The 16,197-nt window shown below is 65.1% G+C and carries 11 protein-coding genes; 4 read left to right on the forward strand and 7 right to left on the reverse strand.

The window, feature by feature from the left end; translation table 11 throughout:
• Positions 1-281: 281 nt before the first annotated feature.
• Positions 282-3,791, forward strand: coding sequence for a PAS domain-containing hybrid sensor histidine kinase/response regulator (locus IVB23_RS17960; RefSeq protein ID WP_247804480.1), 3,510 nt, complete (start codon positions 282-284; stop codon positions 3,789-3,791).
• A 10-nt stretch (positions 3,792-3,801) separates the two neighbouring features.
• Here the strand turns inward: IVB23_RS17960 and IVB23_RS17965 are convergent, their stop codons facing one another.
• The 4 genes from IVB23_RS17965 to IVB23_RS17980 form a co-directional block, all read right to left on the reverse strand.
• Positions 3,802-4,626, reverse strand: coding sequence for an SDR family NAD(P)-dependent oxidoreductase (locus IVB23_RS17965; protein ID WP_061882468.1), 825 nt, complete (start codon positions 4,624-4,626; stop codon positions 3,802-3,804).
• Positions 4,627-4,644: 18 nt separating this feature from the next.
• Positions 4,645-5,208 carry a cytochrome P460 family protein gene (locus IVB23_RS17970; protein WP_156505421.1) on the reverse strand — a complete coding sequence of 188 codons (564 nt, stop codon included), beginning with the start codon at positions 5,206-5,208 and terminating at the stop codon, positions 4,645-4,647.
• Positions 5,209-5,280: 72 nt separating this feature from the next.
• The gene (locus tag IVB23_RS17975; protein ID WP_061882469.1) at positions 5,281-6,309 is read right to left on the reverse strand and encodes an alpha/beta hydrolase; all 1,029 of its coding nucleotides are present in this window, start codon (positions 6,307-6,309) and stop codon (positions 5,281-5,283) included.
• Between the two features lie 35 nt (positions 6,310-6,344).
• Entirely contained in the window at positions 6,345-6,764 is a 420-nt protein-coding gene (locus IVB23_RS17980; protein ID WP_061882698.1) for an organic hydroperoxide resistance protein, read from the reverse strand.
• A 198-nt stretch (positions 6,765-6,962) separates the two neighbouring features.
• On the opposite strand from IVB23_RS17980, the gene IVB23_RS17985 reads away from it, so the two are divergent.
• Entirely contained in the window at positions 6,963-9,803 is a 2,841-nt protein-coding gene (locus IVB23_RS17985) for a winged helix-turn-helix domain-containing protein (protein ID WP_247804481.1), read from the forward strand.
• Between the two features lie 5 nt (positions 9,804-9,808).
• On the opposite strand, the gene IVB23_RS17990 is transcribed toward IVB23_RS17985, so the two are convergent.
• The 3 genes from IVB23_RS17990 to IVB23_RS18000 form a co-directional block, all read right to left on the reverse strand.
• Positions 9,809-10,489 (reverse strand): response regulator transcription factor, encoded by a 681-nt coding sequence (locus tag IVB23_RS17990; protein WP_061882471.1) that lies wholly within the window; start codon positions 10,487-10,489, stop codon positions 9,809-9,811.
• A gap of 182 nt (positions 10,490-10,671) precedes the next feature.
• Entirely contained in the window at positions 10,672-12,780 is a 2,109-nt protein-coding gene (locus IVB23_RS17995; protein ID WP_247804482.1) for a DUF294 nucleotidyltransferase-like domain-containing protein, read from the reverse strand.
• A gap of 102 nt (positions 12,781-12,882) precedes the next feature.
• Entirely contained in the window at positions 12,883-13,491 is a 609-nt protein-coding gene (locus IVB23_RS18000; protein ID WP_247804484.1) for a hypothetical protein, read from the reverse strand.
• Between the two features lie 267 nt (positions 13,492-13,758).
• On the opposite strand from IVB23_RS18000, the gene IVB23_RS18005 reads away from it, so the two are divergent.
• Together IVB23_RS18005 and IVB23_RS18010 are read left to right on the forward strand one after the other, a co-directional pair.
• Entirely contained in the window at positions 13,759-14,046 is a 288-nt protein-coding gene (locus IVB23_RS18005) for a DUF4212 domain-containing protein (RefSeq protein WP_061882699.1), read from the forward strand.
• Between the two features lie 2 nt (positions 14,047-14,048).
• Positions 14,049-16,034, forward strand: a complete 1,986-nt coding sequence (locus IVB23_RS18010) for a sodium:solute symporter family protein (RefSeq protein WP_131872152.1) — start codon at positions 14,049-14,051, stop codon at positions 16,032-16,034.
• Positions 16,035-16,197: the final 163 nt, after the last annotated feature.

Here is a 16,197-nt window from a genome sequence, read left to right on the forward strand (position 1 = left end):
CCCGGGCATCCATGTTCTTTGTGCTGCATGGAAGGCGTGGATGGCCGGGACAAGGCCCGGCCATGACGCTGTGGAGACCGTCGGTGCTCCACAAGTCCGCATGTAGCGTTCCCCTGTCCTCCAGTAAGTAAGGGCCACCTCCCGGCCGCACCTTAACGACAACCCCGGTTCCTCGCCCACCCCCGGCATTTCGCTGTCGCTTGCGACCGCTCAACGCGCTAGGTTTGCAGGGAAAATGAGCATGGGCGCGGACAGCGCCCAGGGAGAGAAGCACGCTCACCATGCTGCACGACTGGGGCGTGATCGCCGCCGCGTTCGGTTATATCGGCTTCCTGTTCCTGGTGGCGAGCCATGGCGACCGCCGCTCGCCGGCCGGGCGCGGTCGCGCCTCCGGGCTGATCTATCCGCTGTCGCTGGCGATCTACTGCACCTCCTGGACCTTCTTCGGCTCGGTCGGCTTCGCCACCCGCACCTCGACCGACTTCCTCGCGATCTATCTCGGCCCGATCCTGATGATCGGGTTAGGGGCCGGCGTGCTCCGCCGCGTGATCCAGCTCGCCAAAACCCACAACATCACCTCGATCGCCGACTTCATCGGGGCCCGCTACGGCAAGAGCCAGGCGGTGGCGGCGACCGTCGCGCTGATGGCGATCATCGGCTCGGTGCCCTACATCGCGCTCCAGCTCAAGGCGGTTGCCTCCTCGCTCGAGACGATCCTGAGCGAGGACCAGGCCTTCTCCCACATCCCGATCGTCGGCGACGTGGCGCTGATGGTGACGCTGTCGATGGCCGCCTTCGCGGTGCTGTTCGGCACGCGGCAGACCGATGCCACCGAGCACCAGCACGGCCTGATGCTGGCGGTCGCGACCGAATCCATCATCAAGCTGATCGCCTTCCTCGCCGCCGGCATCTTCGTCACCTTCTGGATGTTCTCACCGCATGAGCTGATCGAGCGGGCGATGAAGACGCCGGAAGCGGTGCGCGCGATCAACTATTCGCCGTCGATCGGCAACTTCCTGACCATGACGCTGCTGTCGCTGTGCGCGATCATGCTGCTGCCGCGCCAGTTCCACGTCAGCGTGGTGGAGAATTCCTCCGATGCCGAGGTCGGCCGCGCGCGATGGCTGTTTCCGCTCTACCTCGTCGCCATCAATCTGTTCGTGATCCCGATCGCGATCGCCGGCCTCGTGACCTTCCCGTTCGGCGCGGCCGAACCCGACATGTACGTGCTGGCGCTGCCGATGGAAGGCGGCGCCGATCTGCTCAGCGTCGTCATCTTCGTCGGCGGCCTGTCGGCGGCGACCGCGATGGTGATCGTCGAATGCGTCGCGCTCTCCATCATGGTCTCGAACGACCTCGTGGTGCCGCTGGTGCTGAAACGCCGGCCGGAGGGGCGCGCCGGCGGCGCCGATTTCAGCAACTTCCTGCTGCGCTCGCGCCGGCTCGCGATCTTCGCCATCATGGTGATGGCCTATTTCTACTATCGCGCGCTCGGCAATACCCAGCTCGCGGCCATCGGTCTGCTCTCCTTTGCCGCCATCGCCCAGCTTGCACCGAGCTTCTTCGGCGGGCTGCTCTGGCGGCGCGCGACCGCGCGCGGCGCCATCGGCGGCATGCTTGTGGGCTTCGTGGTGTGGCTCTACACGCTGTTCATTCCGAGCTTCATGGATTCCTCGACATCAGGCATCATGCTGCTCCAGCACGGCCCGTTCGGCATCGAGGCGCTGCGGCCTCAGGCGCTGTTCGGCGCCGACCTGCCGCCGCTGATGCACGGCGTCATCTGGTCGCTGTCGCTCAACATCCTGACCTATGTGCTGCTGTCGCTGGCGCGCCAGCCGTCGTCCATCGAGCTGTTGCAGGCCGATCTGTTCGTGCCCAATACGCTCGCACCGATCTCCCCGAGCTTCCGCCGCTGGCGCACCAGCATCACCGTGCAGGACATCCAGACCACGGTGGCGCAATATCTCGGACCCGACCGTGCGCGGCATTCCTTCGAGGCATTCTCGGCGCGGCGAAACATGCGGCTGGAGCCCGGAGCACCCGCCGATTTCGAGCTGCTGCAGCACGCCGAGCACCTGATCGCGTCCTCGATCGGCGCGGCCTCCTCCCGCCTCGTGATGTCGCTGCTGCTGCGCAAGCGGACGGTCTCGGCCAAGGCCGCGCTGAAGCTGCTCGACGACTCGCACGCGGCGCTGCATTTCAACCGCGAGATCCTCCAGACCGCGCTCAACCACGTGCGCCAGGGCATCGCCGTGTTCGATGCCGATCTGCAACTGATCTGCTCCAACCGGCAGTTCGGCGATCTCCTCAACGTTCCCCCGCATCTGATCCAGTTCGGCACGCCCCTGCGCGAAATCCTGGAATTCATCGGCGTGGGCGATCCGGAGCATCCGCAGGAGAGCGAGGCCCTGCTGGAGCGGCGCCTCGCCGCCTACACCACCGACAGCGAGCCTTATCTCGAACGCCTGCCGGAACGCCACATGGTGATCGAAGTGCTTACCAACCATATGCCCGGCGGCGGCTTCGTCATCACTTTCACCGACGTCACGCCCACTTTCGAAGCCGCGGAAGCCCTGGAGCGCGCCAATGCGACGCTGGAAAAGCGCGTGCGCGACCGCACCGAGGAGCTGACGCGGCTGAACTCCGAGCTGGCACTGGCCAAGAGCGCGGCGGAAGACGCCAGCATCTCCAAGACGCGCTTCCTCGCCGCCGCCAGCCACGACATCCTCCAGCCGCTGAACGCGGCACGGCTCTATGTCACGAGCCTGGTCGAGCGTCAGCACGAAGGCGAGGAGACGCGGCTGGTCGAGAACATCGACGAATCGCTGCAGGCCATCGAGGAGATCCTCGGCGCGCTGCTCGACATCTCCAGGCTCGATGCCGGCGCGATGACGACCTCGATCTCGAGCTTCAAGATGGCCGATCTGATGCGCTCGCTGGAGATCGAGTTCGCGCCGATCGCGCGTGCCAAGGGCCTGGAGCTCAGCTTCGTGCCCTGCTCGCTGCCGGTCGAGTCGGACCGGCTCCTGCTGCGGCGCCTGCTCCAGAACCTGATCTCGAACGCGATCAAGTACACCCCGCGCGGCCGCGTGCTGGTCGGCTGCCGCCGCCGTGGCGCCTCGCTCAAGATCTGCGTCTACGACACCGGCGTCGGCATCCCCCCGGTCAAGCGCGGCGAGATCTTCAAGGAATTCCATCGCCTGGAGCAGGGGGCGCGGATCGCGCGCGGCCTGGGGCTGGGGTTATCGATCGTCGAGCGGCTGGCACGCGTGCTCAAGCACGGCATCGCCATCGACGCCAATGCCAGCGGCGGCTCGGTGTTCTCCGTGACGGTGCCGACGGCCAAGGCAATTACCCATACCGCGGCCGTGACCAGCGCGACGCCGCTGGCGCGCACGCCGATCTCGGGCGCACTGATCGTCTGCATCGAGAACGATGCGGCCATCCTCGACGGCATGCGCACGCTCCTGAAGGCCTGGGACGCCGAGGTGATCGCGGTCGCCGACCCCGAAGGCGCGATCGCCGCAATCGAAACAGCCGGACGGCGCGTCACCGGCCTGCTCGTCGACTATCACCTCGATCGCGGCAACGGCATTGCCGCCATCCGCGAGATCCGCCGCCGCTTCGGCGACGCCATACCCGCGATCCTGATCACCGCCGATCGCAGCCCCGCCGTGCAGGTCGCCGCGCGGGACGAGAAGATCGCGGTGCTCAACAAGCCCGTGAAGCCGGCTTCGCTCCGTGCCCTGCTGGGTCAGTGGCGCACGCAGCAGATGGTGGCGGCGGAGTGAGGCGCAGGGGTCAGTAGTCGGTCGATACGCTGAGCGTTCGCCACCTCTCCAGCTCTTCGAGGCGGAGCCTATCGATCGCAGCGATGGCGTCGACGGCATCGCTTCCGAGCGCAATGCGCAGAGGCGGGCGCTCCATATCGGCAAGCTTCAGCACCACGGCCGCGGCTTTGGCTGGATCGCCGGGCTGCCGGCCGTCGTAATCGCGTTGCATCCTGACGGCAGCGCCGACGACCGCATCGTATTCCGGGCGTCCTTCGCCGGTCCCATGTGCGGCTTGCGCAAAGCCGGTGCGAAAGCCGCCGGGCTCGACGATCGTGACGTTCACGCCGATCAACGCCATCTCCCGCGCCAGCGATTCCGAAAAGCCCTCGATCCCCCATTTCGCGGCCGAATAGCCCGCGCGGGCCGGAGCACCAATGCGCCCACCGACGGATGAGACTTGCACGATGTGGCCGCGGTGCTGCCGACGCAGCACGGGAATCGCCGCCTTGGTGACGATGATGGTGCCGATCAGGTTGACCTCGATCTGATGGCGGAACGTCTCCAGGCTGGTGTCCTCGACCGATCCGAGATCGCCGTAACCTGCGTTGTTCACGACCACATCGACGCCGCCAAATGTCTGTACCGCCAAGCCGACCGCTGCTTGCGCTGCCGCCTCGTCGGTCACGTCGAGGGTTGCAAGCCGAAGCCTTTCACCGAAGCGCTCAAGCAACGGTTCGAGTGGCTCTGGATCCCGGGCCGACGCAAGCACGCGATCTCCCGTCGTGAGCGCGGCTTCCACGATGGCCCGGCCAAGCCCGCGCGAGCTCCCGCTGATGAACCAAGTCTTGGACATGACGGTCTCCGGATGACCTCAGGGCGCCAGGCGCGTGAAGACGTAATCGCGGCTCCTGGCGCGGGCCTCGTGGCAGGCGAAGCAGGTGCGATGCTGGGCCTCGTCCACCGGCCTGCCGTTGATGAAGCGGCCGAAACCCCAGCCGCCGGTGGCAGCGTATTTCTTGGAATCCTTGACCATCACCTGGACCGTGGTGGCGGCGCCGGGAATGGTTGCGGACGCGAACTCCGGCGATTGCTTCCGCTTCCAGGCGCGCTTGACCAGAATGGTGCCGTCCGGGAACGGGAGTGTCCCGGCTTGATAGGCGTCGATTGCGGTCTGGTTGCCGACCACAGCGCGAAGCTCGTCGAGTGGCGCCGCCTCCTCGGCCGGCGCGACCAGCTCCCACTGCTTGTAGCCTTGCGGAATCGTGACGCCGAAGATCGGCGAAGCATCCGCCGCGCTGCGTTCTGCCGGCCCCTCTGCGGAGGCGATCGTGACGAGATACGGCACGCAGGTCAGGAGCACGACAAGCAGGACCACCGTCAGCACGATCATCGTGGCGTAGAAGGACTTCTTCTTTTCAGGTTCGGTTGGCGGCATGACGTTCTTCAAGCTGGGATCAACGGGGCGATCCTCGATCCAGCCGGGCTGGACCGAGGTGCTGACAGATGCTCAGGCGCCATCGGCGTCGATGACGGCCTTGGCAAAGGCTTGCGGTGCTTCCTGCGGCAGATTATGGCCAATGCCGCCGGTGATCAGGCGAAACTCGTAACGGCCCGAGAATTTGCTGGCATAGGCGCTCGGATCGGGATGCGGCGCGCCGTTGGCGTCGCCTTCCATCGTGATCGTCGGCACATCGATCTGAGGGGCTGCGGCCAGCTTCTTTTCGAGATGCTCGTATTTCGCTTCGCCCTCGGCGAGTCCGAGCCGCCAGCGGTAATTGTGGATCGTGATCGCGACGTGATCCTTGTTGTCGAGCGCCGCCGCGCTGCGATTGAAGGTGGCGTCGTCGAACTTCCACTGCGGCGAGGCGAGCTTCCAGATCAGCTTGGCGAAATCGTGCGTGTACTTCTCGTATCCGGCGCGGCCGCGTTCGGTCGCGAAGTAGAACTGGTACCACCATTGCAGCTCCGCCTGCGGCGGCAACGGCGCGTTGCCGGCAGCCTGGCTGGAGATCAGATAGCCGCTGACCGACACCAGCGCGCGGCAGCGGTCCGGCCACAGCGCGGCGATGATGTCGGCGGTCCGCGCACCCCAGTCGAAGCCGGCGACGACGGCCTTCTTGATGTCGAGCTTGTCCATCAGAGCGATGATGTCGGCGGCCATTGCCGCAGGCTCGCCGTTGCGCGGCGTCTCACTGGAGAGGAAATGCGTCGTGCCGTAGCCGCGCAGATAGGGAATGATCACGCGATAGCCGGCCTTCGCCAGGATCGGCGCGACATCGACGAAGGCGTGAATGTCGTAGGGCCAGCCGTGCAGCAGGATCGCGACGGGACCGTTCGAGGGCCCCACCTCCGCATAACCGACGTTGAGAACGCCGGCGTCGATCTGCTTGATCGCCCCGAAGGACGCATTCGACGCGGAGGATCGTAGCGGTTCCGTCTCGGCGCGTGCGAGATCGATCACGCCGAGGCCGACGGCGACGGCTCCTGTGGCGATGCCGAGAAACTGGCGGCGGTGCTCATCGATGATCTGCTTCATGGCGTTGCGACCTCCTGGTGGTTGATGATGCTGCGTCAGACCAGCGCGACCGTGACGTCGATGTTGCCGCGGACGGCCTTGGAGTAGGGGCAGGTTTGATGCGCTTCAGCGACGATGCCCTGTGCGGTCTCGCGATCGAGACCCGGCAGGCTGACATTGAGGCGCGCCCGGAGGGCATAAGTGCCATCATCGAGAAGAAGATCGATTTCCGCATCGATCGCACTTTTCCTGGGAAGCACGATTTTCCGCTTGCGGGCTGCCATTTCCATCGCGCCTTGGAAGCAGGCCGACCAGCCGGCTGCGAACAATTGCTCGGGATTGGTGCCGATGCCTGCGCCACCCGGCGGCGAGAGCTTGACGTCGAGGCGGCCGTCGGAACTGCGCGATATGCCGTCGTGTCGGCCGCCACTGGTGTGGGTCTTGGCCGTGTAGAGTGCTTTTGCCGCTTGCGTCATGAATGTCTCCTTGCCGTCGCGCAACTGACTAGCAGCGGTGACCGCAGGACGCCCGTTTGGACTTGTGAGAAATTGTGAGGTCGCCATGTGCGCGCCTCACAAGGCTTGCATGCGTGGTCTGGTGTCGATGCAGCGGCCCACTTGCCGGATCGCCATCATCTGGCTATCCGGTCCGTTCGAGAGGATCAGGATTTCGTCATGACCGAGCCGGCCGGCACCACGACGGGGACATTGTCGTTCGGACCATTCATCGTGACGCCGCATCAACGGCTCGTAACGCGGGACGGCGTTACGCTGCCGCTCGGCGCAAAAGCCTTCGATATGCTGATCGCGCTGATGTCGCGGCCGAACGAGGTCGTCAGCAAGTGGGATCTGATGGCGCTGGTGTGGCCTGGCCTGACCGTCGAAGAAGCCAGCCTGCGCTTTCACATCGCGGCCCTGCGCAAGGCGCTCGGCGACGGCAAGGACGGCGCGCGATACATCACCACGCTCTCAGGCCGCGGCTATTGCTTCGTGGCGCCGATCTCGCAGGCGAGCCTTCCGGCAGCACGGCGCTCCGCACCGCGGATGGAATTGCCGCCGGTCAAGCTGCCGAACCGGCTGCAACGGATGGTCGGACGCAACGAGGCGATCGTCGCGATCTCCGACAAGCTCCTCACCTCGCGCTTCGTCACGATCGCCGGCCCGGGCGGCGTCGGCAAGACCGCCGTCGCGGTGGCGATCGCCCACGACCTGCTCGAGACATTCTCCGATGCCGCTCACTTCGTGGACCTTGCCGCACTCAGCGATCCCGATCTCGTGATCACCTCGATCCTGCTGATGCTTGGCTTGCCGGCCGAGACCGACGATCCCCTGCCCGCGCTGCTCGCGCATGTCAGGGACAAGCGCATACTGCTGATCCTCGACAATTGCGAGCATGTCATCGCCGCGGCGGCACCGCTTGCCTCGGAGATCTTCCACGCTGCGCCGGATGTCCATATCCTCGCCACCAGCCGCGAAGCCCTGCGCGTCGAGGGCGAGCAGGTCTATCGGCTGGCACCGCTCGCGGTTCCGCCCGACGGCTCCGGTCTGACAGTCGCCGCGGCGCAGACCTACCCCGCACTTCAGCTCTTCCTCGAACGTGCCACGGCCGGCGGCGCGCAGATCGTGCTCGACGATGCCAACGCCGCGATCATCGCGCGGATCTGTCGCAAGCTCGACGGCATGGCTCTGGCGATCGAGCTCGCCGCCGGCCGTGTCGAAGCTTACGGCCTGGAGCAGACCGCCGCGCTGCTCGACGAGCGTCTCAATCTGCTTTGGCAGGGCCAACGCACTGCGCCACCGCGACAGAAGACGTTGCGGGCGACCTTGGACTGGAGCTACGGGCTCCTGTCCGACATCGAGCGCCTCGTGCTGCGAAGGCTGGCGGTCTTCGCAGGTCACTTCACCATCGACGCGGTCCTTGAGGTCGTGCCGGATGAGCGCGCCGACCGCTCCCACTTGTTCGATGCGATCGACAGTCTCGTCGCCAAATCGATGGTCGCACCGCGGCCGATCGGCGCGATGATGCGCTACCGTCTGCTCGATACCACGCGCGCCTATCTGCTCGAGATCGAGCCGAACGACGCCGCGCTCGCCGCCCGCCACGCGAGCTACTACCGGCGATGGCTGGAACAGGCCGGCAGCACATGGACGGCGACACCGAATGCGGACGAACGGGCGATCCACTTCTCCGCGCTTCACAACGTGCGTGCCGCGCTGGACTGGTGTTTTGGCACGGGGGGCGACGCCAACACCGCCATTGCGCTCGCCGCCGCGGCAGCGCCGATCTTCCTCGCGATGTCCCTCTTGATCGAATGCCGGCGCTGGTCGGAACGGGCGCTGCTTGCGATTGCTCCCTCCTCGCGCGGCGGCGCCGAGGAAATGCACATCCAGGCCGCCCTCGGACTGACGCTGATGTTCACGCGCGGCGGTAGCGAGGCGGCGCGCTTGGCTTTGAGCAGGAGTCTTGCGATCGCCGAGGCGCGCGGCGACACGCCGAACCAACTCCAGCTGCTCGGCCGCATGCATATCTTCCACGAACGGATGGGACAGTTCGACACCGCGCTTGGCTATGCGCAGCAGAGCCTTGCGGTCGCGGGCTCGCTTGGCGATCCCGGTTCGACCGCCCTCGCCCATTCGCTCCTCGGAGTCTCGCTCCACCTGGCCGGCCAGCATCGCGACGCGATGAAGATGCTGGAAGTCGCCTGGCAAGCGCCGGGCACGGAACGAATCAGCACGATTCACGGCTTCGATCATCGCAACCGGGCCGGCATCACGCTGGCGCGTGAATTCTGGTTGCAGGGTCGGCCCGCGGACGCGCTGCAACTGGCGCAACAGACCGTCACCGAGGCCGCGCAGATGGAGCACCCGATCACGCTCTGTATCGCGCTGATCTGGGCGGTCTCGATCTCGCTCTGGGGCGGCGATCTCGACGGCGCGGAAGAGAGCATCGACCAGTTCATCGCCCATGCCGAATCTCGGTCGATGGGTCCCTATCTCGTGGTCGGCCGCGGCGTGAAAGGCGAGCTGGCGATCCGGCGGGGAGACGCCGCGCATGGCGTCGAGACGATCAGGGCTTGCCTGCGCGAGCTCCACGAGGCCGGCTACGAATTGCTCACCACGACCTTCAACATCGCGCTGGTTCAGGGTTCGTTGGCGCTTGGACAGTTCGAGCAGAGCGCGGGCCTGATCGACGACGCGATCCGGCTCGTCGAGCAGAGCGGCGATCATCTCTACATGCCCGAGCTGTTGCGAATGAAGGGCAAGGTCCTGCTGTCGCTGCCGCAGCCCAGGGCTGAGCAAGCAGAGGTCTACCTGATGCAATCCCTGGGTTTGAGCCGCCGCCAAGGCGCCACAGCCTGGGAGCTGCGCGCCGCGATCGATCTTGCCGGACTATTTGCCGAACGCGGGCAGCGCGAGGATGCGAGGCGATTGCTCCAATCGTCCCTCGAGGGCTTTGCCGAGGACTCCGAAACGGCGGATATCAGAGCGGCCAACGTGCTTTTGACCACACTGTAGCGGCCTCACCCCGTCGGCGTGCCCTGGTTCCACTGGCCGCCGGCGATCTTTGACGCGGCAATCACGGCCTGGGTGCGGCTCTCGACGCCGAGCTTTTGCAGGATGGCCGAGACATGCGCCTTGATCGTGGCCTCGGACACGCCGAGCTCGTAGGCGATCTGCTTGTTGAGAAGTCCCTCCGACAGCATCATCAGGACCCGGACTTGCTGCGGCGTCAGCGTTACCAGGCGGTCGCGCAGGCGCGTCATGTCGGGGTCGCTAGCTGCGGACAGGTCGGTGTCCGCGGGAACCCAGACGTCGCCTTCCATCACCTTGAGGATGGCGTCACGCAACGTCTCGACGCCGAAACGCTTTGGAATGAAGCCGGAGGCACCGAAATCGAGCGAGCGGCGGATCGTGGCGCTGTCGTCGGACGCCGAAACGATCACGACCGGAATCGCCGGGTATTGCGCGCGCAGATAGATCAGGCCGGAAAAGCCGGAGATCCCGGGCATCGAGAGGTCGAGCAGAATCAGGTCGACCTCGGAGGTCTGTTCCAGCAGCCCGGTCAGGTCCTCGAAGGATCCGGCCTCGTCGATCCTGGCCGACGGGAGGACACCTGCCACCGCCTGCCGCAACGCGTCGCGGAACAGCGGATGGTCATCGGCGATGACGAGATGGGTGTTTGCATTGGTTGTTGCAGTCATCTGTTCCGCAGGCCGACGAAAGATCGGGAAAGAATATCAACTCGTTGCTGATCAAGCAGCAATTGACGATTGTTCACTGACTGGACCCGTCTTGCAAGGCAACCTTCCGCCCGTAGTCGCAAGGCAGTTAATCACAGGCGCGAACCGGTTGATGCTGCAGCGCAAAAAGCCGCTGACGGGTTTCATGAATCCCTGAACAGCAGGTCCCTGGTCAAATCATCGATCACGGCGACCGCCTGAAGCGCTGCCCTCAATCGTTCGCGGTCGCGGGCCGACAATCGCTTGACCAACACCGCATTGGAGGGCGGCGTTCCCTGCGCCACATCCGCAATCTGTTGCGACACGATCAGCTCCAGAAAGACACCATGGGCCTCGTCGAGCGCATCAAGATCGGTCTCACCACGGCCAACCACGGCCTTTACACCCGCGAGTCGCTGCGATGTCGACCGGTCCATCACATGATAGCGAATCGCCATCGCACGCGCTGCAGCGACCAGGCCGAACAGCCCGGCCGCCTTGAGATCGATGCGACCGCCTTCAGTGCGGATGCCGCCGAAGAATTTCAGGCTCGCGGGGATGCTGATCCCCTCGACCAGAAGCTTAGCGAATGCGACCTGCCCCTCCGCTGCCGCGAAGGCCGCCTGCCTGACGGAGACGGCAAGGCTGCCGTCGCCATGAACGGCCCGCAGATCGAAGAAGATATCCACCGACAGCAGATCCTTTGGACTGGAGCGCCAGACCCACTGCTCGATGCGGTCCTGCCACGTTGCAACCGAGCCACGCCAGGGCGGGTTTTTCGCCATGACGCCCCCCTTGCAATAGGGCACGCCGGCCTCGTGCAGAATATCTGCAACGTGCGCCCCGAACGCCTCAAACCAGCGATCCTCTTCGCCTCCCGGTTCGCCTTGCGCGAAGATCACGGCATTGTCCTGATCCATCGCCAGCAGGCTTTCGCCGCGTCCGGCAGACCCGAGCACGACCAGCGTGTATGGCGTTGGGGGATCGCCCTCGCCGCGCTCCCGCATGAGCCGTTCGGCCATCACGGCGGCCTGACGGGTGAGGGCGCAGAGCTCGCTGGAAATCACGTCCGCGATCTGACGGCCGGACAATCCTTCCGCGAGGAGCACCTCCGCAACCCGCGGCAGCTTCGCCCAGGCCAGCGCCAATGCTTGCGTATCCGCGGCATCCTCGATCTCGTCCCCGAGCGAGATGGCCTCCCCTGCCCGCAGACGCAGCAGGTCCCGCGCGGACAACGCACCGACCACCCGGCCGGCCTCATCGACAACGCCGAGATGACGGGTCTTGAGGCGATTCATCCGGCCAATCGCGCGATAGACGAGCGCGTCCTCGGGAATCGCCGCCAGCGGCCTGCTCATGATCCGGCGGACCGGCAGCTCCAGCGCCGGGGCACCGAGCCGGGCGATCGCCCGCAGCACGTCGCGCTCGGTCACGATCCCGGCCTCGACGGCCTTGACGTCGTCTGCGGCCGCATCCGGCGCGCCGACGTACACAGCCGATATTCTCTCGCTCGTCATTCGCGCCAGGGCATCGCCTACCAAAACGTGCGCACCGACGAAAATGGCGGGATACCGCATGATGTCGCGGTTGCGGTGGCGATAGGCATAGGCGTCGAACCGCTTCAGCGTTTGTTCTGCATCGATGCGGGCTGTCGCTTCGACCGCCTCGATCCAGCCCATCCGCACCTGATCGTCGAGCACGGCGGTGAGCGCGCGACAGACCCGCTCGGCTTGAACAACGGTCCGGATGCCATGCTCGCGCAGCCTCGGCAGCAGCGCCAGGAAGATCCGTGCCGTCGTGACCGCATCGCCGAGAGCGGAATGCCGGCCTGCCGCTTCGATGCCAAGCCAGGCCGCAAGATTCTCCAGCTGGTATCCGCCGAGGTCCGGCGCAACGATCTCCGCGAGCAGTCTGGTGTCGAGCGTTCGAGGCCGGGACCATGGCAATCCCGCCAGATCGCATTCGCGCTTCAGGACCGCCAGATCGAAACCGATCATGTGCCCGATGACGACAGCCCGGCCGAGGAACGCCTCGAAACGCGGCCAGACGTCCACGAACAGCGGCGATTCAGCGACCGTGGCATCATCGATGCCGTGAATGCGCGTCGTCTCGGCGGGGATCGGTTGATCGGCCGGCCGCAGCAATTGAACGAACGAACCGCCGTCGACCAGCTTTCCGGCCGACAGACGCACGCCGGCAAGCTCGATCACCCGCGCCTTGCGCGGATCGAGCCCGGTCGTTTCGGCATCGATGACAACGGCGTCGAGCGACAAAAGCGGGGCAGCACCACTCGTCGTATCCATTGTCCTCCCTCGGAAGGCCCGGACCGTGCGATGCCGGCCGGCAAGCCGGGCATTGGCAGAGGCCGGGCGATCCTACGCCAGCAGCGTGTTGGTCACCGCGGCCGCATCGATGCGATCGACCAATTCGTCATGGATGTTGCACAGGCTGACGCGCAGGTAATTGCGTATCGTCTCGAAATCCCGTCCGCGCAGTTTTTCGTGGATCGGCATCATCGCAAAATAGGTTTCCGCCAGCGGCTCGGGAATGTCCATCACGCGCTTGGGCGCATGCCCGCCAACAAGGTCGAGCCGCTGCTCCAGCTCGCGCCGGGCCTGAAACCAGCCATCCTCGCCGATCGACGGCGGCACCGGATAGCGGTCGAAAACCGAGAGGACGACGAGGATCATCCGGTCGAGAACCGCCCGGCGCTGCACGCCGGCATGTGGGCGCAATACCCCCTCGACCATCTCGCCGACCATCGCAAGCCCGAGCGGATAAGCCTGCCAGCGCGAACGTTCGACGGCCAGCGCAAACCCTTCCTCGGCAAACAGGACCTTGGAATAATGGCCGGCACGGGCACGCGAATACTCGTAAATGCCCTTTTGCACGATGAACGCAGATTGTGCGTCGATGAAGTCGGCAAGCGCCTCGCGGTCGCCAATCGGCGGCCGGGGACGAAAGAATTTCTGCAGCAGCTTCATCGCAGTCCGATCCTGCCAGACGGAATCGCCGTGCTATCCCGCGCTCGCCGCGCCCGAATTGTCAACGGCCGCGACGCCGTTCGCATCCGCAGCATCGGTTCCCTCCGAAAGTATTAGAAAGACCTCGGCACTCCCAGTGTTAGCCTCCGACATTCCAAATTGGCGAAAGACCGGTTGGAAGGCGGCAGGGGGGGCCGCAACGAAGGGTATGCAACCCCTCGATCCTCCGGCTCGCATGCCGGAGTGCTTACAGAGGAAATGCAGCCCATGCCTGACTCCCACAATCTCAGAGAACGAGAAGAAGCCCACTGGCGCAAGACCTCGCGCCTGATGCTGATCAACCTCGGCATCTGGTTCTTGTTCGGATACGTCATCCACATGTTCGTGGTTCCGCTCAACACCATCAAGTTGCCGATCCTTGGCTTCCCGCTCGGCTTCTATATGGCCGCGCAGGGTTCGCTGATCGCCTTCGTGGTCATTCTGTTCGTGTTCGCCAGACAGCAGGACAGGATCGACCGTGAATTCGGCTTCGCCGAAGACGATCAGGAGGGTTGAACATGGCTACGCAACAGGCCACAACAACCGGCGGTTCCGACTTTCTCAGCAACCTTGGGCGGATCTACGGCTTCTACACCGGAGGATTCGTCGCGTTTGTCCTTCTGCTCGCCGTCCTCGAGATCATCGGGGTGCCGAACAAGATTCTCGGCTACCTGTTCGTGTTCTTCACGCTCGCGGTCTACGCGATCATCGGCGTTCTGTCGCGAACGGCGCAGGTGTCCGAATACTACGTGGCAGGCCGCAGCGTGCCAGCGTTCTACAACGGCATGGCTACGGGTGCCGATTGGATGTCGGCGGCGTCCTTCGTCGGCATGGCGGGCACGCTGTTCCTGCTTGGCTATGACGGCCTCGCCTGGGTGCTCGGATGGACCGGCGGCTTCGTGCTGGTCTCCATCCTGATCGGACCCTATCTGCGCAAATTCGGCGCCTATACGGTACCCGACTTCCTGTCCTTCCGTTACGGCGGCAATTTCGCCCGGGCGCTGGGCGTCGTCGTGCTCGTCGCCTGTTCGTTCACCTATGTGACGGCGCAGATCTACGGCACGGGCATCATTGCCTCGCGCTTCCTCGGAATGCAGTTCGAAATCGCAGTTTTCGCAGGACTGGTCGGCATCCTGGTCTGCTCGATGCTGGGCGGCATGCGAGCGGTGACCTGGACGCAGGTGGCCCAGTACATCGTGCTGATCATAGCCTACCTGACTCCGATCGTGATCCTGTCGACCAAGATCTACGGGATACCGATTCCGCAGCTGACCTATGGACATGCGATCGCGGACATTACGGCGCGCGAACAGGAGATGCTCGCCAACGGACTGGCGGCGGCAGCAAGCCTCAAGCCGCACATTCAGCCCTTCATCAACTACAGTCCGCTGAACTTCTTTGCGATCATCCTGTGCATGATGGTCGGCACGGCCTCGCTGCCGCACATCCTGATGCGCTACTTCACGACACCGTCGGTGCGTGAGGCGCGGCAGTCCGTGGCATGGTCACTGCTGTTCATCTTCCTGCTGTACTTCTCGGCGCCTGCCTACGCAGCGTTCTCCAAGCTGGAGGTGTACACGAACATCATCGGGCGCGATCTGTCCGCGATCAGGCCCTGGCTGTTCAACTGGGGCGAACTCGGGCTGATCCAGATCTGCGGCAAGAACGCCGTCAACATCGACGCCGTCATTGCCGCGTGCAAGGCCGTTGCCGGTCACCCCGGCGTGGTCCGGCTGCAGGACTTCGTCATCAACACGGACGTGATCGTGCTGTCGACACCGGAGATCGCGGGGCTTCCCTACGTCATCTCCGGTCTCGTCGCGGCCGGCGGCCTGGCTGCGGCTCTGTCCACCGCCGACGGGCTGCTGCTGGCAATCGCCAACGCATTGTCGCATGACGTCTACTACAAGATGATCGATCCGAACGCGCCGACGGCACGCCGGCTGATCGTCGCGCGCGTGCTCCTGCTGATAGTCGCGGTGGTCGCCGCGGCAACGGCCGCCACCAAGCCCGGGGATATCCTGGCCATGGTCGGCTGGGCATTCTCCCTGGCGATGGCGGGCAACTTCCCGGCACTCGTGATGGGCGTCTGGTGGAAGCGCACGACGTCCACGGGCGCGGTCTGCGGCATCATCGCCGGGTTCGGGCTCTGCCTGTTCTACCTCGTGACCACGCGCTACTTCCCAGGCGCGGGCGTCAAGTACTTCGGTATGACGTCGTTGCTCAATCCGGCCACTGGCGCACCGCTGGTCGACATCGCCAAGGCCATGGCGTTGCCCAACGCGATGGAAAGTTGGCCGACACTGGCCCACCCGCTTGCCAACAAGGTGGGGTGGTTCAACCTCAGCAACATCGCCTGCGGCTTGCTGGGTGCGCCCTTCGGCTTCGCGGTGATCATCATCGTGAGCCTGCTGGGACGGGCGCCGTCGCGGGAAATGCAGGCCTATGTCGACGAGATTCGCAAGCCGCGAGGCCGCACGGTGCTCGAAGAGAAAACGACCTGAGCGGATCGGACACGTTGCGCCAAACGGGGCCTTGCGAGGCCCCGTTTTTGTTTGCGACCGCCAGCGCTCGCTTGCCCCGAACCGCCTGCCTTGACATTGTTGCGTGCGGAGGCTGGCGCAGAATGCCCGACGGCGTGGACGGAGCGAACGTCCTCGCAGGACC

Origin of the sequence: Bradyrhizobium sp. 191 (assembly GCF_023100985.1) — a bacterium.
GTDB lineage: Bacteria > Pseudomonadota > Alphaproteobacteria > Rhizobiales > Xanthobacteraceae > Bradyrhizobium > Bradyrhizobium diversitatis.